The 22,158-nt window shown below is 72.5% G+C and carries 19 protein-coding genes and 1 pseudogene; 11 read left to right on the forward strand and 9 right to left on the reverse strand.

Going from position 1 to position 22,158, the window contains the following annotated elements:
• Positions 1-89 precede the first annotated feature (89 nt).
• The 5 genes from ACYVF7_RS20310 (at position 90) to ACYVF7_RS20330 (ending at position 4,806) form a co-directional block, all read left to right on the forward strand.
• Positions 90-1,241 carry a serine hydrolase domain-containing protein gene (locus tag ACYVF7_RS20310; RefSeq protein WP_460342701.1) on the forward strand — a complete coding sequence of 384 codons (1,152 nt, stop codon included), beginning with the start codon at positions 90-92 and terminating at the stop codon, positions 1,239-1,241.
• Between the two features lie 23 nt (positions 1,242-1,264).
• Positions 1,265-2,089 (forward strand): ABC transporter ATP-binding protein, encoded by an 825-nt coding sequence (locus tag ACYVF7_RS20315; RefSeq protein WP_460342704.1) that lies wholly within the window; start codon positions 1,265-1,267, stop codon positions 2,087-2,089.
• A 76-nt stretch (positions 2,090-2,165) separates the two neighbouring features.
• Complete coding sequence (locus ACYVF7_RS20320) at positions 2,166-2,948, forward strand: ABC transporter permease subunit (RefSeq protein WP_460342707.1); 783 nt, start codon at positions 2,166-2,168, stop codon at positions 2,946-2,948.
• Positions 2,949-2,965: 17 nt separating this feature from the next.
• Positions 2,966-4,135, forward strand: a complete 1,170-nt coding sequence (locus tag ACYVF7_RS20325) for a sensor histidine kinase (protein ID WP_460342710.1) — start codon at positions 2,966-2,968, stop codon at positions 4,133-4,135.
• On the forward strand, positions 4,132-4,806 hold the full coding sequence (locus tag ACYVF7_RS20330; RefSeq protein WP_460342713.1) for a response regulator: 675 nt from the start codon (positions 4,132-4,134) through the stop codon (positions 4,804-4,806). The genes ACYVF7_RS20325 and ACYVF7_RS20330 overlap by 4 nt, the downstream gene beginning before the upstream one ends.
• 142 nt (positions 4,807-4,948) lie before the next feature.
• Here ACYVF7_RS20330 and ACYVF7_RS20335 read toward each other — a convergent pair whose 3' ends face one another.
• Positions 4,949-5,341: a cellulose binding domain-containing protein gene (locus ACYVF7_RS20335; protein ID WP_460342716.1), complete on the reverse strand. Its 393-nt coding sequence runs from the start codon at positions 5,339-5,341 to the stop codon at positions 4,949-4,951.
• Positions 5,342-5,470: 129 nt separating this feature from the next.
• Here ACYVF7_RS20335 and ACYVF7_RS20340 point away from each other — a divergent pair, with 129 nt between their 5' ends.
• Complete coding sequence (locus ACYVF7_RS20340; protein ID WP_460342719.1) at positions 5,471-5,935, forward strand: MarR family winged helix-turn-helix transcriptional regulator; 465 nt, start codon at positions 5,471-5,473, stop codon at positions 5,933-5,935.
• Between the two features lie 34 nt (positions 5,936-5,969).
• Here ACYVF7_RS20340 and ACYVF7_RS20345 read toward each other — a convergent pair whose 3' ends face one another.
• The 5 genes and pseudogenes from ACYVF7_RS20345 to ACYVF7_RS20365 form a co-directional block, all read right to left on the reverse strand.
• Positions 5,970-6,380 (reverse strand): OB-fold nucleic acid binding domain-containing protein, encoded by a 411-nt coding sequence (locus ACYVF7_RS20345; RefSeq protein ID WP_460358019.1) that lies wholly within the window; start codon positions 6,378-6,380, stop codon positions 5,970-5,972.
• 147 nt (positions 6,381-6,527) lie between these two features.
• Positions 6,528-9,210: pseudogene (locus tag ACYVF7_RS20350) on the reverse strand (error-prone DNA polymerase); the annotation flags it as partial.
• 188 nt (positions 9,211-9,398) lie between these two features.
• A complete protein-coding gene (locus tag ACYVF7_RS20355) occupies positions 9,399-10,940 on the reverse strand; it encodes a DNA polymerase Y family protein (protein ID WP_460342722.1) in 1,542 nt (513 codons plus the stop codon).
• Between the two features lie 163 nt (positions 10,941-11,103).
• Positions 11,104-11,766, reverse strand: coding sequence for a hypothetical protein (locus ACYVF7_RS20360; protein WP_460342725.1), 663 nt, complete (start codon positions 11,764-11,766; stop codon positions 11,104-11,106).
• A gap of 152 nt (positions 11,767-11,918) precedes the next feature.
• Entirely contained in the window at positions 11,919-12,425 is a 507-nt protein-coding gene (locus ACYVF7_RS20365) for a hypothetical protein (protein WP_460342728.1), read from the reverse strand.
• A gap of 129 nt (positions 12,426-12,554) precedes the next feature.
• Here ACYVF7_RS20365 and ACYVF7_RS20370 point away from each other — a divergent pair, with 129 nt between their 5' ends.
• Together ACYVF7_RS20370 and ACYVF7_RS20375 are read left to right on the forward strand one after the other, a co-directional pair.
• On the forward strand, positions 12,555-13,043 hold the full coding sequence (locus tag ACYVF7_RS20370; RefSeq protein WP_460342731.1) for a GNAT family N-acetyltransferase: 489 nt from the start codon (positions 12,555-12,557) through the stop codon (positions 13,041-13,043).
• A 105-nt stretch (positions 13,044-13,148) separates the two neighbouring features.
• Positions 13,149-13,484 (forward strand): YnfA family protein, encoded by a 336-nt coding sequence (locus tag ACYVF7_RS20375; protein WP_460342734.1) that lies wholly within the window; start codon positions 13,149-13,151, stop codon positions 13,482-13,484.
• A 144-nt stretch (positions 13,485-13,628) separates the two neighbouring features.
• Here ACYVF7_RS20375 and ACYVF7_RS20380 read toward each other — a convergent pair whose 3' ends face one another.
• Positions 13,629-15,230: an MFS transporter gene (locus tag ACYVF7_RS20380; protein ID WP_460342737.1), complete on the reverse strand. Its 1,602-nt coding sequence runs from the start codon at positions 15,228-15,230 to the stop codon at positions 13,629-13,631.
• Between the two features lie 134 nt (positions 15,231-15,364).
• On the opposite strand from ACYVF7_RS20380, the gene ACYVF7_RS20385 reads away from it, so the two are divergent.
• Both ACYVF7_RS20385 and ACYVF7_RS20390 read left to right on the forward strand, forming a co-directional pair.
• A complete protein-coding gene (locus ACYVF7_RS20385) occupies positions 15,365-15,958 on the forward strand; it encodes a helix-turn-helix domain-containing protein (protein ID WP_460342740.1) in 594 nt (197 codons plus the stop codon).
• Between the two features lie 155 nt (positions 15,959-16,113).
• Positions 16,114-16,965: a class I SAM-dependent methyltransferase gene (locus tag ACYVF7_RS20390; RefSeq protein WP_460342743.1), complete on the forward strand. Its 852-nt coding sequence runs from the start codon at positions 16,114-16,116 to the stop codon at positions 16,963-16,965.
• An 84-nt stretch (positions 16,966-17,049) separates the two neighbouring features.
• On the opposite strand, the gene ACYVF7_RS20395 is transcribed toward ACYVF7_RS20390, so the two are convergent.
• Together ACYVF7_RS20395 and ACYVF7_RS20400 are read right to left on the reverse strand one after the other, a co-directional pair.
• Positions 17,050-18,507, reverse strand: coding sequence for a sensor histidine kinase (locus ACYVF7_RS20395; RefSeq protein WP_460342746.1), 1,458 nt, complete (start codon positions 18,505-18,507; stop codon positions 17,050-17,052).
• Positions 18,507-19,205, reverse strand: a complete 699-nt coding sequence (locus ACYVF7_RS20400; protein WP_460342749.1) for a response regulator transcription factor — start codon at positions 19,203-19,205, stop codon at positions 18,507-18,509. The genes ACYVF7_RS20395 and ACYVF7_RS20400 overlap by 1 nt, the downstream gene beginning before the upstream one ends.
• Before the next feature lie 110 nt (positions 19,206-19,315).
• Between ACYVF7_RS20400 and ACYVF7_RS20405 the strand changes: the two genes are divergently transcribed.
• Positions 19,316-21,472, forward strand: a complete 2,157-nt coding sequence (locus tag ACYVF7_RS20405) for an MMPL family transporter (RefSeq protein ID WP_460342752.1) — start codon at positions 19,316-19,318, stop codon at positions 21,470-21,472.
• Positions 21,473-22,158: the final 686 nt, after the last annotated feature.

Raw genomic sequence — 22,158 nt, forward strand, 5'->3', positions numbered from 1 at the left:
TCTTTCCGTCCGTGGTCCGACGGCCAGGACCCATTCCGTCCATAGCGTCGGTCTCCGACGACTCGCTGTGCGACGGATGGAGACCGAAGATGAAACGTCGGGGCATCGCGCTGGCCGCCGTGCTGGCCGGGACGGCCGTGGCGGCTGGGGCCCTGCCCGCCGGGGGCACGACCTCGCCTCCGCGGGTTCAACGGGCACTGGACACCCTCACCCGCGGTGACGGCCTGCCTGGCGCCGTCGCCCGGACGACCGACCGCTCAGGGCGGGTCCGCACCTTCGTCAGCGGGGTGGGCGACACCGAGACCCGGAGCCCGATGCCGCGTGACGGGCAGCTGCGGATGGCCAGCAACGTCAAGTCGATGGTCGCGACCGTGCTGCTGCAACTGGCCGGCGAGGGCCGGGTCGCGCTGGACGCGTCGCTCGCGACGTACCTGCCCGGTGTGGTGCCGCCGAGCGCCGGTGACGCGAATGCGATCACCATCCGGCAGTTGCTGCAGCACACCAGCGGTCTGCACGAGTACTCCGACGGCCTCCCGGACCATCAGGCCTTCGCGCCGTTCGTCCACTACGGCCGCGACGACCTGCTGCGGCGTGCCTTCGACCACGGTCCCGACTTCCCGCCCGGGACGAGGTGGAAGTATTCCAACACCGGCTACATCCTGCTCGGGATGGTGATCGAGAAAGTCACCGGTCACCCGTGGCGTGAGGAGGTCACCCGGCGGGTCTTCGATCGGGTGGGGATGCGCGACAGCTACTTCCCCAAGGCCTTCGAGTACGGTCTGCGCGGCGTGCACGCCCACGGCTACCTGCAGCTGCCCGGGGCGGACGGCGCCCCGGTGGCGGCCGACGTCACCCATCTCGACCCGTCGGGCGGGGACGCCAACGGCGACGGCGTTTCCACGCCGGGCGACCTCACCCGCTTCTACGCGGCGCTGTTCGGCGGACGGCTGCTGCCGCCCCGCCTGCTCGCGGAGATGGAGAAGGTCATCGTCACCCCATCGGTGCCGGGCTCGCCGGAGCTCGCCTACGGGCTGGGGGTGGGCCGCTACACGCTGCCCTGCGGGGGATACGCGTGGGGCAACGCCGGCACCACCAAGGGCTTCCAGACGATCTCCGGCCTCACCCTGGACGCCCACGGCAAGGTCGAACGAACCACGACCATCGAGGTCAACTCCACTTTCGGGCCACGGCCCGAGGAGGCGACCCACTTCTTCGACGCTCTGTTCGCCGGACTGTGCTGACCGGATCCAAGGAGAACGGACTGATGATCGAAGTACGGAGACTCACCAAGCGCTATGGGGGCAGGGCCGCGGTCGACGACCTGTCCTTCACGGTCCGGTCCGGAGTGGTCACGGGCTTCCTCGGGCCGAACGGCGCGGGCAAGTCGACCACGATGCGCCTCATCCTCGGGCTGGACCGGCCGAGCGGTGGCCGGGTCACGGTCAACGGGCGACCCTGTCGGGAGCATCCCGCGCCGTTGCGGGAGGTCGGGGCGCTGCTCGAGGCCCGCGCGGTGCACCCTGGACGGTCCGCGCGTAACCATCTGCTGGCCCTGGCCCAGACCCACGGCATCTCCCGCCGGCGGGTGGCCCAGGTGATCGAGCTGGCCGGCCTGCGCGACGTGGCCGACCGGCGGGTCAAGGGATTCTCCCTCGGCATGGGGCAGCGGCTCGGCATCGCCGCCGCGCTGCTCGGCGACCCCGCGGTCCTCGTCCTGGACGAGCCCGTCAACGGTCTGGACCCGGAGGGCGTCCTGTGGATCCGTACCCTTCTGAAGGGCCTCGCGTCCGAGGGCCGGACGGTGCTCGTCTCCTCACACCTGATGAACGAGATGGCCGTGACGGCCGAGGACGTGATCGTGATCGGCCGCGGGCGGCTGATAGCCGCCACGTCGATGGGCGAGCTGACGCGGCGCGCCCATGGCCACGTGCGGGTGGTCTCGCCGGACGCAGGACGCCTGCGCGAACTGCTCGCCGGCCCGGACGCGGAGATCCTCGTGCCGGAGCCCGGGGTGCTGGAGGTGGCCGGGCGACGTGTGAGCGGATCGGCGGGCTGGCCGCCGCCCACGGGCTCACGCTGCATGAGCTGACCCCGCGTTCGGCGACTCTGGAGCAGGTGTTCATGGACCTGACCGGCGCCGATGTCGAGTACGCCGGGAGGGCCGCATGACCGGGACCCGGATCACCTTCCGCCGGGTGGTGCGCGCGGAGTGGACGAAGCTGTGGTCGCTGCGCTCCACCTGGGTGTCGTTCGTCGTGTTCGCGGGCCTGATCGTCTTCTTCGGTCTCGTGCAGAGCCGGCTGACGGCCGGGCACCTGTCGAAGCCGGGCGGGGACCCGGGCCACGACGCGGTCAGTGCGGCCATGAACGGCTACAGCGGCCTCGCGCCGTTCGCCGTCGGAGTGCTGGGCGTGCTGGTCGTCAGCGGGGAGTACGCGACCGGGACGATCCGCGCCACGCTCTCGGCCGTGCCGCGTCGGCTGCCCGTTCTCTGGGCCAAGGTCGTCGTGTTCGGCGCGGCCGTGTTCGGACTGAGCCTCGCCGCGGCGGTCGCGGTCTTTCTCGGATCCCAGTGGTTCTTCCTGTCCGGTACGCGGCTGTCCGCCTCGTTCGCCACGCCGGGCGTCGTCCGGTCGCTGGTCGGCGCGGCGCTGGAAACCTCCCTTCTCGGCGTGCTGAGCGTGGGCCTCGGCGCGCTCGTGCGCTCCACCGCCGGCGGCATCGCCGCGATGGTCGGTCTGCTGCTCCTGCTCCCGGGCCTGGTCCATTTCCTGGCGCGGGATTCCTCGATCGCGGCGTATCTGCCCGCCAACGCGGGCCAGTCCCTGATGTCACTGACCCGCCCGGCCGGCGCGCTGGGCCCCTGGACCGGGCTGGCGGTCCTGTGCTGCTATTCCGCGGCCGTGCTGGGCGCGGCGGCGTTCCTGCTCGTCCGCCGGGACGTCTGAGCAGGATGATGGGTGCCGTGCGCCTGTTCGGTGATCTGACGAAACGGCATCCTCACGCCGTCGACGCAGCCCTGGCCTTCGCGGTCATCCTGCTGGGGCTGCCCAGCATGGTGGGTCCGCACCCGGCGCAGGTCGGCGTGTCCCCCTGGCAGTTGCGGCTGTTCCAGGTGGCGCTGGCGGCACCGCTGATCTGGCGTCGGCGGGCGCCGATGGCGGTGCTGGCCGTGATCGCGGCGGTGGTGGCCGTGCAGTGGACACTGCCGGGCGGCTGGCTCCAGGGCGACATCGCCCTGCCGATCGCGCTGTATGGCGTCGCGGCGGGTACGTCGCGACGCCATCGGGCGATCGCGTCGGCCGTCGTCGCGTCGGTGGGGGTTCTCGTGGCGGTCCGATGGAAGCCGGACGACTGGCCGGCGGCGGTACTGCTGCTGTGGTCGGTCGCAGCGGGCGCGGTCGTCCTCGGCGTCGCCGTCCGGTTCCGCCGCGACCATCTCGCCATGCTCCTGGACCGGGCCGATCGGCTGGCGATCGAACGGGACCAGGAGGCGAGGCTCGCCGCGGCCGCCGAACGGTCGCGCATCGCTCGCGAGATGCACGACATCATCGCGCACAACCTCTCCGTCATGATCGGGCTTGCCGATGGTGCCCGGTACGCCATTCCCAAATCCCCCGGCCACGCCGAGGAGGCGATGGAGAAGGTGTCCGTCACCGGTCGTCAGGCCCTGGGTGAGCTACGCCGGCTGCTCGGCCTGCTGCGCGACGACGACGTGGCGGAACTGGGTCCCCTGCCCGGACTCGGTGACCTCGGCGAGCTGATCGACCGCGTACGGGCCGCCGGGCTGCCCGTCGTCCTCCGGACCGACGGCACCCCAGGGGACCTGCCCGCCGGTGTCCAACTCGCCGTGTACCGGATCGTGCAGGAGGCGCTCACCAACACGATCAAGCATGCCGGTCCGCACGCCACCGCCACCGTACGGCTCCGCTACGACCCGGACGGCGTCACGGTCGACGTCACCGACACCGGCCGTGGCGACGGCCCGGTCGCCGGCCAGGGCCGGGGGATCTCGGGCATGGCCGAGCGTGCCGCCGTCTACGGAGGTGTCGTCGAGTCGGGGCGCGACGCGGACGGCGGGTGGCGGGTTCGTACCCGTCTCGGCACCCGCCGGGTGGAGCTGACGTTCCGATGACGACGGTGCTGATCGTCGACGACCAGGCGCTGCAGCGTATGGGATTCCGCCTCGTCCTGGAGAGCCAGGACGACCTGACCGTCGTCGGAGAGGCGGGGCACGGGTCCGAGGCCGTCCGCATGACCGCCGACCTGGCACCCGACGTCGTCCTGATGGACGTGCGCATGCCCGGTATGGACGGCATCGAGGCCACCCGCCGCATCGTCCGTTCCGGCGGACGGTCGCGCGTCCTCATCCTCACGACGTTCGACCTGGACCGGTACGCGTACGCCGCCCTGCGGGTGGGTGCCAGCGGATTCCTGCTCAAGGACGCCGAGCCCTCCGACCTGCTCTCGGGCATCCGCGCGGTCGCCGCCGGTGACGCCGTGGTCGCACCCGGCCTGACGCGCCGCCTGCTCGAGGCGTTCGCCCCGCACCTGCCGGACCCCGACCGGCCCGAGGACGACGGCGACCCGCGCCTCGCACGCCTCACCGATCGGGAGCGCGAGGTCCTGGTCGCGATCGGGGCCGGCTGGACCAACGCCGAGATCGCCGAACGCCTCCTCCTGGCCGAGTCGACAGTCAAGACCCACATCGGACGCATCTTCGCCAAGATCGGAGTCCGCGACCGGGTTCAGGCGGTCATCTTCGCCTACGACACCGGGCTCGTCCGGCCGGCGTCCGCCGGGTGAGCCCGGACGGAGAACCGGAGGAGGGCGAACGGTCGAGCGATCGCTGGACCGTTCGCGCCGACGTGCAGTCGCCGGAACGGCCACGATGGTGGGCACCCGTTCGGCGAGCGGGTGCCCACCATCGTGGTTCATCTGGGGAGGTTCAGCCGCAGGGGCCGCCGTTGAGGGCGAATCGGGTCGGTGCCGTGTTGGTGCCGCTGTAGGTGCCCTGGAAGCCGAAGCCGATGCTCGCTCCGGGCGCGATGGCGGCGTTGTAGGACACGTTGTGTGCGGTGACGTCGGCACCCGACTGGGTGATGGTGGCGCTCCAGGCGCTGGTGATCTGCTGGTCGCCGGACCATGTCCAGGTGAGGGTCCATCCGTTGACCGGCGTCGTACCCGTGTTCTTGAGGGTGACGGTCGCGGTGAACCCGTTGTTCCAGGTGTTGTGGGTGTAGGTGACTGAACAGGCGGGGCCGGGCGGCGTCGGGGTCGGAGTCGGCGCTCCGGCGGTAAGGCCGAAGAACTGGACGGCCGCGGCCGCCATGCCGCTCATCGGGAGGCTGTGGCCGGCGGCGGAAACGCTGATCGCCTCCACTGGGACGGCGCCGGACGAGTCGGCGAAGCGCTGCCGCGTCCAGCCGGGCTGGGGCGTGTCGGTGGAGGTGGGCGTGGTCGTCTTCCGGTGACCGATCGCCGCACCCCGTCCGCCACCCGGCCCGGCGCGCCGCCACCGCGTGTCAGCTATCTGGTCTTCCGCCTGGAGCGTCGCATCCGGGCCGGTCTGGACGAGGCGTTGGCCCGGCACGGCGTCACGACGACCGAGTACATGGCGCTCAGCGAGCTGCGGGTAAGCGACGGGCCGTCGTCGGCGGACCTGGCGCGCATAGCCTTCGTGACGCCGCAGGCGATGAGCCTGGTCGTCCGGGACCTGGAGCGGCGGGGCCTGATCCGCCGGGAGCCGCACCCGGACGGTGGCAGGGTGCTGCGCACCCGCCTCACCGGCAAGGGGCTGGCCACTCTGCGGCGCTGCGACCGCTCGCTCGACGACATCGAGGCGGTGATGCTGGCGGACGTCGACGACGCGACTCGCAAGGTACTGGCGGAGAGCCTAACGGTGTGCGCGCGGGCCTTGCGACACGAGTCTTAGGCGATCTACAACGTAAAGGCCGGGGCCGATGTGGTCACCGGAAGTCGCGGCTGCGGGTCAGGGTGGCGACGGGGAGGCGCTGCAGGCGGGTGGCGATGAGGTTGGCGGCGCCGTCGTGGCGTTCGAGGCGGCCGTGGATGAGCAGGGCCTGGGCCTGGAAGGCGACGTTGCGGTACCGCTCCCAGATCTGCGGGCGGCACAGGACGTTGAGCATGCCGGTCTCGTCCTCCAGGTTGAAGAAGATCACGCCGTTGGCGGTCCCCGGGCGCTGCCGGTGCGTGACGACCCCGGCGACCAGGATGTTCGTGTCGCCCGGCACGTCCTTCACCGCGCCCAGCGGGACGGCGCCGCGCTCGTTGAGGGCCTCCCTGACGTGCGCGATCGGGTGGGTCTGGGACGTCCCGGTGGCCCACAGGTCGGCGAAGGTCTGCTCGATCATGGTCATCGGGGGCAGCTCGGGCGCGGCGGTGCCCGGCGCGGTGCCGGGCAGGTGGTCCGGGCGGGTGTGGGACAGCGCGCCCGCCGCCCACAGCGCCTCACGGCGGCCGAGCCCGAAGCAGCCGAACGCCCCGGCCGTCGCGAGCGCCTCCAGCGCCGCCGTGGACAGCGGTACCCGGCGCACCAGGTCCTCCAGATCCTCGTACGGCCGCGGCGGCGATCCGCTTCGCGGCGTCCTCGCCGAGGTTCCGTACGGCCGACAGGCCGAGGCGGATCGCGGGCTGCGGCCCGGCGGGGGCGTGCGGGAGATCGCCGGCGGGCGTGTACGGCGCCTCCAGGGTCGCCTGGTCGGGACTGGCGTTGACGTCGACGCCGAGGACTCGTACGCCGTGCCGGCGGGCGTCGCCGAGCAGCGTCTGCGGGCTGTAGAACCCCATCGGCTGGTTGCGCAGCAGCGCGGCGGTGAACGCCGCCGGGTAGTGCCGCTTCAGGTACGCGCTGGCGTACACCAAGTGGGCGAAGCTCTGCGCGTGCGACTCGGGGAACCCGAAGCTGGCGAAGCCGAGGATCTTCTCGTACACATCCTCGGCGATCCCGGCGGGGATGCCGCGCTCGGCCATGCCGTTCAGCAGCCGGTCGCGGAGCCGCTCGATGCGCTCGGGCGCGCGCTTGGCGCTCATCGCCTGCCGCAGCGCGTCGGACTCCGCGGGCGTGAATCCGGCGCAGTCCACGGCGAGCTGCATCATCTGCTCCTGGAACAGCGGCACGCCCATGGTGCGCTCCAGAGCGTTCTTCATCAGCGGGTGCGGGATGTCCGGCGGTTCCTGTCCGTTGCGGCGGCGCAGGTACGGGTGGACCGAGCCGCCCTGGATCGGGCCGGGCCGGATCAGCGCGACCTCCACGACCAGGTCGTAGAACGTCTTGGGCTTGAGCCGGGGGAGCGTCGCCATCTGCGCGCGGGACTCGACCTGGAACACCCCGACCGTGTCGGCGTCGCACAGCATCGCGTACACGTCCAGGTCGTCCGGCGGGATGTTGTGCAGGTCGTAGCGCCGCCCGTGGAACTCGCCCACCAGGTCGAACGTGTCGTGCAGCGCCGCCAGCATGCCCAGGCCGAGCAGGTCGAACTTGACCAGGCCGACGGCGGCGCAGTCGTCCTTGTCCCACTGCAGCACGCTGCGGCCCGGCATCCGCGCCCACTCGACCGGGCAGACCTCGCCGATCGGCCGGTCGCAGATCACCATGCCGCCGGAGTGGATGCCGAGGTGGCGGGGGAGCCGCTGCATCCGGTCGGCCAGCGCGGTGACCGCCTCCGGGATGCCGTCCGGCGGCAAGGGCTCATGGGGGGAGAGCTGGCGGGACCAGGCGTCCTGCTGGCCAGGAGAGAAGCCGAGCGCGCGGGCGGCGTCGCGGACGGCCATCCGCGGCCGGTAGGTGATCACGTTGGCGACCTGGGCGGCCCGGTCGCGCCCGTACTTCTCGTAGACGTGCTGGATGACCTCCTCCCGGCGGCGGTGCTCGATGTCCAGGTCGATGTCGGGCGGCCCGTCCCGGCCGGGGGACAGGAACCGTTCGAACAGCAGGTTGTGCTTCACGGCGTCGACGCCGGTGATGCCCAGCGCGAAGCAGACCGCGGAGTTCGCCGCCGACCCGCGGCCCTGGCACAGGATGTCGTTGTCCCGGCAGAACTCCACGATCTCGTGCACGATCAGGAAGTAGCCGGGGAAGCCGAGCTGCTCGATGACGTTCAGCTCCCGCGCGATCTGCCGGTACGCCCGCGGCGCCTGCCGCTGCGTCCCGTACCGCTCCCGCGCCCCTTCGGCGACGAGATGCCGCAGCCACGTCGCCTCGGTGTGCCCGCCGGGGACGAGCCAGTCCGGCAGGTTCGGCGCCACGAGCTCGAGGTCGAAGACGCAGGAGCGGGCCAGCTCCACCGTCCGCTCCAGCACACCGGGGAACCGGGCGAGCCGCGCCGCCATCTCCTCTCGCGACCGCAGATGCGCGGTGCCGGTCGCGGGCAGCCAGGAGTCCATGTCGTCGAGGCTCCGCCGGGCCCGTACGGCGGCGAGCGCCTGCGCGAGCGGGGCGTCCCTCGGCGCGGCGTAGTGCACGTTGTTCGAGGCCACGACGCCGACGCCGGTACGGAGGGCCAACTCGTACAGGGCGTCGTTGCGCGCGTCGTCGAGGGGCTGGTCGTGGTCGATCAGCTCGGCGAAGACGTTCTCCCGCCCGAACATCTCGATCAGCGCGCGCAGCTCCGCCTCCGAGTCCTCGCCCGCGTGGACCGCGCCCTTGCGGCAGCCGGTGAGGATCACCCAGTGCCCGTCGTGCGCGCTCGCCAGGTCGGCCAGGTCATAGACGGGACGGCCTTTCTCACCCCCGGCGAGCTGAGCCTGGCTGATCGCGGCACTCAGCCGCCCGTACCCTTCGACGTCGCGGGCCAGGACGAGGAGGTGCCGCCCGCCCGGATCGGGCTCGCCCGGAGCGGCGGCGGGCAGGTCGAGGCTCAGCTCCGCGCCGAAGATCGTGCCCACGCCCGTCCCCTTCGCGGCCTCCTTGAGCCGCACGGCCCCGTACATGCCGTCGTGGTCGGTGACGGCCAGCGCCTCCACGCCGAGGCGTACCGCCTCGGCGACCAGCTCTTCCGGGTCGGAGGCGCCGTCGAGGAAGCTGTACGACGAGTGGCAGTGCAGCTCCGCCCATCCCCCCGTACGGCGTGGCAGGCGCACGGGCGGTACGGCCGGTTCCGGCGTGGGGTCGCCCGCGGGCGGACGAGAGCCCCAGGAGAGCCGCCGCTCGAACTCCCGCCACGGGATCTGCGGGTTATCCCAGCCCATAGGAGCTCCACTCAGGCATGGTCGGCCTCGACGTGTTCATGGCGGCCCTCGCGGGCGTCGGCCCTGGGGGGCCTCCTGGCTTCGGGCCGGGTGCTCCCGAGCTGGGCTGCGGCCCTGCGGGCAGGAGGCGCCTTCGGCGGAGGATGCTCCTCGGCCCTCGGACGCTCCGCTCGGGAGCACGCCGGTGCTCAGGCATAGTCGGCCTCGACGTACCAACGGCCGCCTTCGACGATGAGCAGGCGCGCGCCGCCGTCGGCGGTGACGACCTGGAACCGCGCGCGGCGGCGGAACCGCGCCGGGTCCCACCAGCGCTCCCGGGCCGGCCACGGGCCCGCCCACGCGGTCACCGGCAGGACGCGCCCGGCGATCTCGAGCTGGTGGGGCGGGGCCGAGACCGCGCACCGGGCGCTGACCGTGACCGGTGCGCCGTCGGCGCCGGTCACGCGGACGGGCAGCGGGTCGGGGTGGACGACCGCCGGCGCCGGGTTGGGGATCCGCCCGGGCCAGCGCCCCTCCGAGGAGCCCGGTTCGGGCGGGAGGTCGCCGACCGGCACCCGGACGACGCGATCTCCGGGTCCGCGACCGCCTGCGGGGAACGGCCGGGTGATCGCCTGATGGCCGAGCATGGCCTGCACCCGCGCCGCCGCCCGCATGACCCGGTCAGAGAGCGTGACCTGCCCCCACAGCGCCTCCTGCCGCCCCTCGTCGGGCACGAGCTGGTCGGGCAGGAGCCGCAGGAAGGCGATGCCGCCGACGCCCTCCTCGTCGGGGGAGGTCTCCCAGGAGGACAGCTGCCAGCGGACCCGCTCGGCGACGGCGAGGGCCGACAGCGTCCCGTCGTGCCGCCACAGCCGGGACTGCGTACGCCCGTGGGCGTCCGTCACCTCCACGCCGATCCGTACGCAGGTCAGGGCCTCGGCGGCGAGCGCCTCGTGCAGGCGTTCGGCGAGCGCCTTGGCGGCGAAGACGACCTGCTCGGCCGCTGCCGCGGGCGGGTCGAACTCCGTCGTCACGCTCAGGTCCGTGTGCGGCGGACGGGGAGCGGGCGGCCGTGCGTCCAGCCCCCGGGCCAGCCGGTGGGCACGCACCTCGTCGGCGCCGAAGCGGCCCGCCACGTGCCGCGCCGGCAGGGCCGCGAACGCGCCGAGCGTGCGGATGCCGAGCCGGGGCAGCAGGTCGGCGAGCTCCGGCCGGTCGAGGACGGTCACCGGGTACGGCGCGAGGAAGTCCGCGGCCCCGCCCGCCGGCACGATCATGCCGCCGTCCGTGGTGCGCGCGGCCAGTTCGGCGGCGAACAGGCCGTCGGCGATCCCCACGCCGCAGTCGAATCCGTGCTCGACCACGGTGTCCTGGACGTGGATCCGCAGCGACTCCTCCGCCGTCTCGCGGTCGGCGCCGCCGTGGTAGCGGGCCGCGCCCCGCACCGGGATGGCGCAGACGCCGGGGCGTACAACCTCGACCCAGGGGGTGATGGTGGAGACGGCGGCGGCCACCGTCTCGAAGAGCCGCCCCTCGGCGTCGGGATCGCGGTCGCGGACCACCAGGTCGGGACAGTGCCGCTGCGCGTCGCGCAGCCGCTGCCCCCGACGGACGCCCGCGGCACGCGCCGCCGCCGAGCACGCCGCGACCCGGGCCGAGGCGACCACCGCGGCGGGAGTGCCCGCGTCCAGGCCCACCGCCGTGACCGGCCAGTCCGGGCACCACACGACGAGCACGCGCCCCACGGTCACCGGTCCGCCGCCGGGTCCTGGTGGGTCGGGGAGGGGCGTGGCGCTGCCCTCAGCAACGGGTCCGTCGCTGGGGCCTGGTGGGTGGAGGAGGGGCGTGGCGTTCCCCTCAGCCACGGGTCCGTCGCTGGGACCTGGTGAGTCGAGGAGGGACATGACATACCCCTCATCCGGCGACGGCCTCCAGCCGCGCCGGTCCCTCGTGCTCGGCGACGGCGACGGCGCCGTCCGGCCCGGGCAGCCACAGCCAGACCCGCCGCCCGGGCCCGGCGGCACCCCGCCCGGAGACGGCCACGAGCGCCCGGCGTCCGCGCAGGTGCCCGGTGCCGTCCCCGACGCCGGCCCAGTGACTCTCCTCGACGCTCAGCCGCAGGGCAGCGCCCGCCCACGGGCCGGTCGTGACCAGCGCGCACCCGTTGCGCCGCGCCAGCGTGGTGAGCCGCCGTGCCACGTGCGCGGGCGGCTCCTCCGGCGGCCGTACGATGACCATCGCGCAGCCGTCGGTCAGCGCGGCGACCACGTCGGCCCACCGCCGGTCCGGGGCGTCGACGAGCAGGACCCGCATCGGGTCGAGGCCGCCGTCCTCGCCCCCGAACGCCGCGGCGGCGGGGACGTGCGCCTCCGGGAGACCGACGACCGCGCACCACCGGTCCCCGAGCCCGGCCGCCAAAGCGAGGGCCAGAGCGGTCGAGCCGTCCACGCCGGTGACCGTTCCGGGCCGCAGCCCGCCGCCGGGGATCACCGCGCGCAGCGCCGGCAGCACAGGGACCAGGTCAACGCCCCCCAGGGGCGAGAAGCCCTCTGTGACCTGCGACGATAGCTCGCTCACTCACCAATCATCGAACATTTATTCGACTGAAAGCAAGTCGATCGCCGTGGTGTAACGTCGGCTGTGGTCTCTTGATCGGAACGTTCCAGCATCGAAGACGCCATGGTCACAACGGATGCGTCAGTGCCGGGACCGGCGACCGAGCGAGGCGATCAGGAAAGTTCGGGAGCGTCCGGGCTCGCGAAGCGGAACGGCACCCCGAAGTGATCGGCCAGCGCCCGGCCGGTCGTCTGGGCCTCTTCCGCCTCGGGCCACGGCGGCACCTGCCCATTGAAGATCCGTATATCTCCTCCGTGGCGGATCTGAGCGAGCCCTGTTTCCTCCTGCGGTTCTGCGGTGATCGCGGTGAGCACCACGAACCATCCCTGCGTGTCGCCGTCCCATTCCGCCTCGATCGCGACCGGCGGCCGGGGCATCCCCTCGACCTTGGCGATCAACGTGGCCAGGTCGCGGGCGGGCTCCGGGGAGAACTCGATGCGGTCGCCCAGGCTTCGGTATCGATCGGCGACGAGCAGTTGAGCGTCCAGGAGACTCGGCCGGGGTTCGAATCCGGAGTTGAAGATCGCTTTGATGGCCTCGAACCGGCGATCACGCAGCACCAGGGCGTCGACCTGCTCGCGCAGCGTGGCGGGCAGCTCCGCCCACCGGTAGGTCTCCATGGCGGTATTCAATCCTGTCGACGGCGTCGCCGGCGCTCCGGCGCGGCGGGTGGGGGAGGCCCCGACGCCCGGGCGGCCGTGCAAGGAAATCGGCTGGTGGAAATGGGGGCCGTCCGGCAGCATGACCGCATGCTGATCAGGGAGGCCGCTGCGGACGACTGGCCTGCCATCTGGCCGTTCTTCCGTCGCATCGTCGCCGCGGGCGAGACCTTCACCTACCCCGTCGATCTGGGCGAAGCGCAAGGCCGCGAGTGGTGGATCCTGCCGCCGCCGAACCGTACGGTCGTCGCCGTCGACGACGCCGGCGCGGTTCTGGGCACCGCCAAGATGAACAACAACCAGTGGGGCAACGGCTCGCACGTCGCCAGCGCCAGCTACATGGTCGACCCGGTGTATTCCGGGCGCGGCGTCGGCCGGGCGTTGTGCGCGTACACCCTGGAGTGGGCGCGCGCGGCGGGCTTTCGCGCGATGCAGTTCAACGCGGTCGTGGAGACGAACACGCCCGCGGTGGCGTTGTACCGCTCACTCGGCTTCGAGGTCGTCGGAACGGTGCCGCAGGGTTTTCGGCACCCGGCGAACGGATACGTCGGGCTGTACATCATGCACCGCGCGCTATGACGGTCCCGGCCGACCGGGGTCGTCGGCCAGGGTGAGCGTCGCCGGTCGTACGGGAGAATCGACAGCGTTCGTCACCTCGGATCCGTCAGGAAGGACCTCTTCACCGTGCTCGTCGCCCGTTCCGTCGCGCTGTTCATCACCGCCGCGCTCTTCGAGATCGGCGGGGCGTGGCTGGTGTGGCAGGGAGCGCGAGAGCACCGCGGCTGGCTCTGGGCCGGCGCCGGTGTCGTCGCGCTGGGCCTGTACGGGTTCGTGGCCACCTTTCAGCCCGACGCGCACTTCGGGCGCGTTCTCGCCGCGTACGGCGGGGTCTTCGTCGCCGGGTCGTTGGTCTGGGGCGTGGTGGCGGACGGATACCGGCCTGATCGCTTCGACGTCATCGGTGCCCTGATCTGCCTGGCCGGGATGGCCGTCATCATGTACGCCCCCAGGGGCCACTGAAGCCCGGCCACTGAAGCCCGGCCGCCGCGCCCGGCCGCCGCGTCAGGGCGGCGGCCGGGCGCGGGGCTCAGGCGAAGAAGAAGCCGTCGTGCTCGAGGAAGAATCGGTGGCCTGCCCGCCCTGACCATCCGATACGGGAAGGGATCACGGGTCCATCGCGGCGACTGCTTCCGCTTCGCTCGCTGGCGCGGAGATCGGGCGCTGCGGGCCTCGGGCGAGGACGTAGACGAACAGGAGGGCCATGACGGCGACGCCTGCCCACATGGCCTGCTGCCAGCCGTCGACGAAGGATTCCTGGGCGGCACGGACCAGCGCCCGTGCGTGAGAGCCTGCTCCGTTCGCGGCCTCGATGGCGTTGGCGACGCCTTCGCGTGCGGTGTCGGCAGCACCCCGTGGGATGCCGTTGAGCCGGGAGTCGATGGCGTTGCGGTAGCCGGAGGACAGGAGTGCTCCGAGTAGGGCGACGCCGAGCGCGGTGCCGAACTCCCGGGTGACGTCGTTGAGTGCGGACGCGACGCCCTGGTGCTCGCTCGGGAGAGAGCCGGTGATGGCTTCGGTGGAAGGCGTCATCGACAGGCCCATGCCGATGCCCATGGTGAGCATGCCGGGCAGGACGGAGAGGTAGCCGCCGTCAACGGAGACGACGGAGGCCATGAGAGCAAGACCGGCGCCGGCGAGGAGGATTCCTGTCGCCATGGTCGCTTTGGGGCCGACACGCGAAACGAGTCGTGGGGCGAGGCCGGAGGCCGCCATCATCAGCACGGCCATGGGCATGAGCGCCAGTGTGGACAGCAGCCCCGACCAGCCGAGGACGGCCTGGAAGAACGGGAAGAGGACCACGAAGATGCCCGCTTGGACCCCGAAGACCACCAGGAGCGTGATCGAGCCGCCGGCCAGGCCGCGCTCGCCGAACAGGCGCACGTCCAGGAGCGCGGCATCCCGGCGGCGCAGTTCCCAGGTCACGAAGCCGATGGCGGCGATGAGGCCGACGGCGAGGCTGAGCAACGTCGCGGGGGCCGTCCATCCCCGCTCGGGCCCTTCCTGGAGGACGAAGATGAGTCCGACCACCGCGACGATGGAGGTCAGCGCGCCGACGGTGTCGAACGTGTGCCCGGAGGTCTCGCGGGAGTTCGGGACGGAACGCAGCGTCATGATGAGAGCGACGACGCCGAGCGCGACGGGCAGGACGAACAGCCACCGCCAACTCGCCATGTCGACCAGGGCGGCGGAGAGGAACATGCCCAGGATGCCACCTCCGCCGGCCACGCCGGTCCACACGCCGATCGCCCGTCCCCGTTCCTCCTCGGGGAAGGTCGAGGTGATGACGGCGAGAGTGATGGGCATGATCATCGCCGCGCCCACGCCGCTGAACAGGCGTGCGGCGAGCATGACTTCCGCCGAGGGGGCGAGTCCGGCCGTCACGTTGGCGAGGCCGAAGACGGTCAGGCCGGTGAGCAGCGTGGGCTTGCGGCCGAAGCGGTCTCCGACCGCGCCGAGCGGCAACAGGAGTGCGGCCAGGCTCAGGGTGTAGACGTTGATGATCCACAGGATCGTGCTCTGCGAGGCGCCGAAGGCGACGGCGAGGTCCGGCTGGGCGACGTTGAGCCCGGACACCGAGGCGATGACGGCCATCAACGCGATACAGACGGCAGTCAGGATCGTGCGCCGTTGGTGCGCGTCCGGCATACCTTCGCCGGTGGCGCTCCTCGGGTCGACGCTCGCCCGGGCAGGCTGGTTCGTACTCATTTTTCCTCTCAAAAGCACATGAAGGAGGCGGGTAAGAGTCGGCGCTTACTCGGAGACATGGCGCCGAGGGACCCGAACACGGTCTCTGCGACGACCGTACGGCCGCCTTGCAGCTGAGGCATAAGCTGTTGCCTATGACGCAAGAAGATGGCGAGCTGGACGGCCTGGTACGCAAGCGCATCCGCGCTCTGCGCGTGGCGCAGGGCTGGTCCCTGGAGGAGCTGGCCGCACGCGCCAATGTCAGCCAGTCGACGCTCAGCCGTATCGAGAACGGCCGGCGCCGTCTGGCCCTGGACCAGCTCGTCACGCTCGCCCGAGCCCTGGACACTTCCCTGGACCAGTTGGTCGAGACCGCCACGGACGACGTCATCTCCAACCCGATGATCGACGCGGCCCATGGGCTGAGGCGCTGGCCCATGAAGGCGGAGCCCGGCATGACCGTCGTGCGTCAGCGCATGACCGACCCGCCGCCCGACAATCCCTCGCGCATGCGCGCCCACCCCGGCCACGAATGGCTCGTCGTCCTGTCCGGCACCGCGACCCTGCTGCTGGGCAACCGGCGCTTCAGGGTCGAGACCGACCAGGCGGCCGAGTTCCCCACGATGCTCCCGCACGCCATCGGCGCCGAAGGGGGACCGTGCGAGATCCTGGGCATCTTCGACCGCGACGCCCGTCGCGGCCACCAACGCGGAGAAGACTCCGGCAGAACAGGCAGCCCACCACGGTGACCGACGCGGAGAAGACTCCGGTAGAACGAGGTGACCGGCGCCGTTGCCCCGCCGACCGGGAGCGGCTTGCGCTTTCGGCAGCCGAAGAGGTCATCGTCTTGCGCATCGCGCAACCGGACGAGGCACCAGCGCATGCTCGACCTAGCGTGGAGTGCGTGAACCACCCCTCGCCGCACCACGGTGCGCACCCCGGCCACGAGCACGACGCCGTCGATCAGGCGGAGATCCTCGACCTGGACGCGGAAGTGCTCGCCGAGCACATCGCCTCCATCACCGAATGGCTGCCCGTCGACGGTAGCCCGCGCCACATCGTCGATCTGGGGTGCGGCACGGGCGCCGGTACGCTCGCCCTGCTCACGCGCTTCCCCGAGGCGGAGGTGACCGCGGTCGACTCGTCCGCAGGCCACCTGGACCGCCTGCGGGAGAAGGCCGAGGCGGACGGGGTCGCCGACCGGGTACGCATCGTCAAGGCCGATCTCGACGCCGTCTGGCCCGATCTCGGCAGCCCCGAACTCGTGTGGGCATCGGCCTCGATGCACCACATGGCCGATCCCGACCGTACTCTGCGCCAGGTCCACGACATGCTCGCGCCCGGCGGGCTGTTCGCCGTCGTCGAGCTGGCCGGCTTTCCTCGCTTTCTGCCCGAAGACGCCCCGGAGGACGCGCCCGGCCTCGAAGAGCGCTGTCACGCGGCCGGCGACCGCCATCACGCCGAACACCTTCCTCACCGTGGCGCCGACTGGGGTGCCAAGCTGTCCGCCGCCGGATTCACCGTCGAGGACGAACGCACCATCGCCGTGAATCTCGATCGTGCTCATTCCGAGGCCATCGGTCGCTACGCCCTGGCCAGTCTGCGGCGCCTGCGCGGCACCGTCGTCCAGGCGCTCTCCGCCGGCGACCTCGCCGCGCTCGATCGGCTGCTCGACACCGACGGCCCCCACGGCATCCTGCGCCGCGGCGACCTGGCGGTGCGTACCGAGCGCACCGTCTGGGCCGCACGCCGCTGACCACCCCCACGTCACAGGGGCTGCCGAGGCATGTAGACGGCTGGGCCCGCTCGTCAGGGCAGTGCCGTCGTCGCTTCTGGAGTCCTACGGCGACGGCGCGGACAGGTCCTGACGCGCCGGAGGAACGTCGCTCGGGGCGCGGGGGAGGCGGACCGTGAACGTCGTGCCCTCGCCCGGCTCCGACGTGACCGCGACCGTGCCGCCGTGGGCCTCGGCGACGGCGGCCACGATGGACAGGCCGAGCCCGGCCCCGCCGTGTTCGCGGGAGCGGGACCGGTCGGCGCGGTAGAAGCGTTCGAAGACGCGCTCGCACTGGTCCTCGGTGAGGCCGGGGCCGTGGTCGGTCACGGCGATCTCCACCTGGTCGCCGGCGACGCCGATCCGTACCGTGGCCGGGGTGCCCGCGGGCGTGTGCCGCCGTACGTTGGCGAGCAGGTTGTCGAGGACCTGGCGCAGGCGCATCGCGTCGCCGAGCACCACGGCCTCGTCCGTCGTCTCCAGATCGATCGGCCGGCCGGGCTCGACGGCGCGGGTGCCGGCCACGGCGTCGGCCGCGAGCCGGGTCAGGTCGACCGGCTCGCGTTCGAGGGGGCGTCCCTGGTCGAGCCGGGCCAGGAGGAGGAGTTCGTCGACGAGCGATCCCATGCGCTCGGCCTCCGCCTCGATGCGGGCCATCGTCTTGGCCAGGTCGTCGGGGCGTTCGGCCGCCCCGCGGCGGAACAGCTCGGCGTATCCCCGGACGGTCGCGACCGGCGTGCGCAGCTCGTGGGAGGCGTCGGCGATGAACCGCCGCAGCCGTTCCTCGGACGCCTCACGTTCCCGGAACGCCGTCTCGATCTGGCCGAGCATGTCGTTCAGCGCCTGGCCGAGGCGTCCGACCTCGGTGCGCGGCTCGGCGCGCCGTACGCGGCGGGACAGGTCGCCGGCGCCGATCGCGCGCGCCGTGCCGCTGATCTCCTCCAGCGGGCGCAGTCCCCGGCGGATGGCCCTGGCCGCGAGGAGGGCCACCGCGGCCAGGGCGAGGGACGAGACGACGAACTCGACCCTGGCCAGGTGCCTGATCGCGCTGTCGGCGTCCTTGGTGGGAGTGCCGATGAGCAGCATCCGGCCGTTGCGGAGCCGGGAGACGCGGAGCCGCCAGTCGGTCGTGGCGTGCAGGCCGCCGACCTTGTAGATCCGCGCGCCGTCGGGGTTTCGCGTCGTCACGGCCGCGGGGGTGGGGTGCGGCGGCAGCGGCGGCCCGTCCACCGCGGCCAGCGTCTGGACGACGCTGCCGTCCGCCGCGCGGATCTGCATGAAGGACGGGATCGTGCCGCTGGCGGCCAGCGCCTGGGCCACCCATGCACCGTTCGGGCCCACCCATATCGGGTCGGTGCGCGTGCCGAACGCCGCCTCCATCGTCATACCGACCACGTTGAGCTGCCGGTCGGTACGGCGGACGATGTCGTGCCGCAGCGTCGCGAAGCTGCCCACCGCGGCGGCCGCGAGGCCGGCCGCGAGCAGGACGAGCAGGGTGAGGATGAGCCGTCGGCGCAGGGACATCACGACGCCCGGGGCAGGCGCATGACGTACCCGATACGCGGCACCGTGTGGATCAGCGGGGGATCGACGGCGTCGACCTTGCGGCGCAGGTAGCTGATGTAGGTCTGGACGACGCTGTCGTTGCCGCCGAAGTCGTAGTCCCAGACGTGGTCGAGGATCTGCCGCTTCGACAGCACCCGCCCGGCGTTGATGACGAGGTACCGCAGCAGCTTGAACTCGGTCGGCGTGAGCTCTAGCGGCGTGCCGCCCCGGGACACCTGATAGGCGTCCTCGTCGATCTCCAGGTCGGCGAAGCCGAGCCGCGCAGCGGCGGCGCCGGGACGGCTCGTGCGGCGCAGCACGGCGCGGATCCGGGCGATGAGCTCCTCCAGGCTGAACGGCTTGGTGACATAGTCGTCGCCGCCGACGGTCAGTCCGGCGATCTTGTCCTCGGTGGCGTCGCGGGCGGTCAGGAACACCACGGGGGCTTCACAGCCGTCCCGGCGCAGCCGCCGGCAGGTGTCGATCCCGGAGCCGTCCGGCAGCATCACGTCGAGCACGATGAGGTCCGGCCGGAACGCCGTGACCTGGGCGATGGCTTCCGCGCCCGTGCCCGCCACGGCCGGCTCGAATCCCTCGTACCGCAGCGCCGTCGCGACCAGATCGGCGAGGTAGGGCTCGTCGTCGACGACGAGCACCCGGATGGTGGGGTCCGTCACGCAGCCCAGTGTCCCGCGTCGTCCTGTGAGAACGCTGTGAGAACCCTGTGACAGGGAACTCCCAGAACGGGCACACGGCACCCGAAGAGCGGGCTGCTGTCCTGGCCCGCATGGAAAGATTCTCCGGTTTCGTGCTGCGTCACAAGCTCGCCATGACGCTCACCTGGCTCGCGCTCGCCGTCGCGGGTGTGCTCGCGACGGCGCAGATCGGAGGGCGGCTCTCCGCACAGAACACCATGCCGGGCCGGCCCTCGTACGAGACGAACGCGGCGATCGCGCGGACGTACGGCACCGGTGGGAACGGCGACCCCCTCGTGCCGGTGGTCGTCCTGCCCGCGGGGCGGACCGTCGACTCGCCCGGCGTCCGCGCTCAGGTCGGCCGGGCCTTCACGGCGGCGGCCACGGCCGTGCACGGGCGCGCGGTCTCCTACGCCGACACCGGCGACCGGCGTCTCGTCGGGCGCGACGCCCGGACGACCTTCGGCTTCGTGTACACGCCGGCCGGTCAGGGCGGCGGGATGCACGCCTCCGTCCCGACCGGGCCCGTCACGGCGGCGATGCGCGCGGCACTGCCTCCCGGCGCCACCCTCCGCGTCACCGGGATGAGGGCGCTGGAGTCCGGCGGCGGCGGCGGGTCGGGCCGTGGCGTCAGCGTCCTGTCCGAGACGCTCGTCGGCGGGCTGGGCGCGCTCACCGTGCTCGCGTTCGTCTTCGGGTCCCTGCTGGCCCTCGTGCCGCTGCTCATCGCCGCCTGTTCGATCCTGACGTCGTTCCTCGTCGTGTACGGGCTCACGGCGGTCACCGACGTGAGCGTGATCGTCCAGTTCATCGTCGCGCTGATCGGCCTGGGCGTGGCCATCGACTACTCGCTGCTGCTGGTGACACGGTGGCGGGAGGAACAGGCCGCCGGGCATCAGGGCGACGAGGCGGTGCGCCGGGCGATGGCGACGGCCGGGCGCGCCATCGTGTTCAGCGGCGGAGCGGTCGCGATCGGCCTCGTCGCGATGGTCGTCCTCCCGGTGCCGTTCCTGCGCAGCGTCGGCTACGGCGGGATCATCATCCCGGTGGTGAGCGTCGTCGCCGTCCTCACGCTGCTGCCGGTGCTGCTGGCGAGGTACGGGTCGCGGATCGACCGGCCGCAGCTGCGCCGGGGCGGCGGGGCCGGGCGCGGCTGGACCGCCTGGGCGCGCGGCGTCGTCCGGTTCCGGTGGGCGGCGGTCGCGGTCTCCGGCGCCTTCCTCGGCGTCCTCGCCGTCACGGCCCTCGGCCTGCACCTGGGCGACGCCGAGAGCGACGCCCTCGCCTCGACCGGGCCCGCGTACGAGGGCCGGGCAGCCCTGGTACGCGCCGGAGTGCCGACCGGCGCCCTCACCCCGATCGACGTCCTGGTCCCCCGGGGCGGGAACCCGGAGGCGACGGCGGCACGGCTCGCCCGCGTTCCGGGCGTCGTCACGGCGGTCGCCCCGGACACGCCCGCCTGGCGGCGCGGCGGCACGGCCCTGGTCACGGTCGTCCCCGCCGCCGAGGGCGGTTCCGCCGCAGGGAAGGACACGGTCCGCCGCGTCCGCGCCGCGGTGCCCGCCGGCACCGGAGTCGGCGGCACGGCCGCGACCGGCGTCGACTTCGCCGAGGCGGTGTACGGGGCGTTCCCGCTCATGCTCACACTGATCGCGCTGGCGACGTTCGTGCTGCTCGCCCGGGCGTTCCGGTCACTGCTGCTGCCCCTGAAGGCGGTACTGCTCAACCTGCTGTCGCTGGCCGCGATCCTCGGCGCGATGGTCTTGGTCTGGCAGGACGGCTACGGGTCGAAGCCGATCTGGGGGATCGCGGCGACCGGCTCGATCACGGAGTTCGTCCCCGTCATGGTCTTCGCGTTCCTGTACGGCCTGTCCATGGACTACGAGGTCTTCATCCTGGCGCGCATGCGCGAGGAGTACGACCGGACCGGATCGACGCGGGCCGCCGTCGTCGAGGGCATCGGCCGCACCGGACGGCTGGTGACCAGCGCGGCGCTCATCCTCTTCTTCGCCTTCGCCTCACTGGCCTCCGCGCCGATGACGGACCTCAAGGTGTTCGCGACCGGCCTTGGCCTCGGCGTCCTCCTGGACGCGACGGTCATCCGCGCGCTACTGGTACCCGCCCTCGTGTCACTGTTCGGCCGCTGGAACTGGTGGCTGCCCTCCTGGGCGGCCCACGCGCTCCGCGTCCGCCCCACCCCGCTCCCACCCGAACCCGCACCCGAGCCGGTGGCCGCCGGTCGCCCCTGACCGGGTGCTCGGCCGGCTGTCTTCCGCAGGGGGTTTTGACTCACATTTCGTGGCGGTCGCGGTAACGGTCGCCCAGGCCCCGGGGCAAGGCTGCATGTGTTCCCGAAGGCCTTTGCTCTGCTTACGCCGAGTAGGCGGTGGACCGTGCCAGATGTGTACTCAGGGTAAGCAGAGCAAAGGGCCATGGGAGGCGGGGCGGTGAGCGGACAGGTTCGCCTGGTCCGGAGCCGTTCACTCACGAAAATCGAGCCAGAACCCGCAGGGGCGCTCGACACTGCATCCAGCGCCCCGACCGCTTGTCAGGACCGCCCGCCTCTGCCACCCGCTCCAGATCGGTCCTCGTGATGCCGTCGCGAGCTCGTGCGGACCTGCCTCGGAGGACGGCCGAGTCGCCGCCGTACGCCGACTCACTCCAGCGGCGCTCGCCACTGGAGGGAGCTTCCTGTCCTGGGGCCGCTGACACCGCCTGCGGGGGCAGCGGAGCGCCGGCACGTTGCCGAATCCGGCTCAACCGACGGTGGCGCCGCGCAGCGCTAGGACTCAGGGGCCGGCGAGCCTGGTGGCGCTGGGCCTGTGGCCCAGCGCCACCGCGAAGCGCGCCGACTTCCCCCTGCGGCGCTCGCCACCGGAGCGAACGTTCTGGCCGCCCGCCGGGGTCGCGGACGTCTCATCGATCCCTCAACGCA

The sequence above is a fragment of the Actinoallomurus acanthiterrae genome (genome assembly GCF_054775715.1).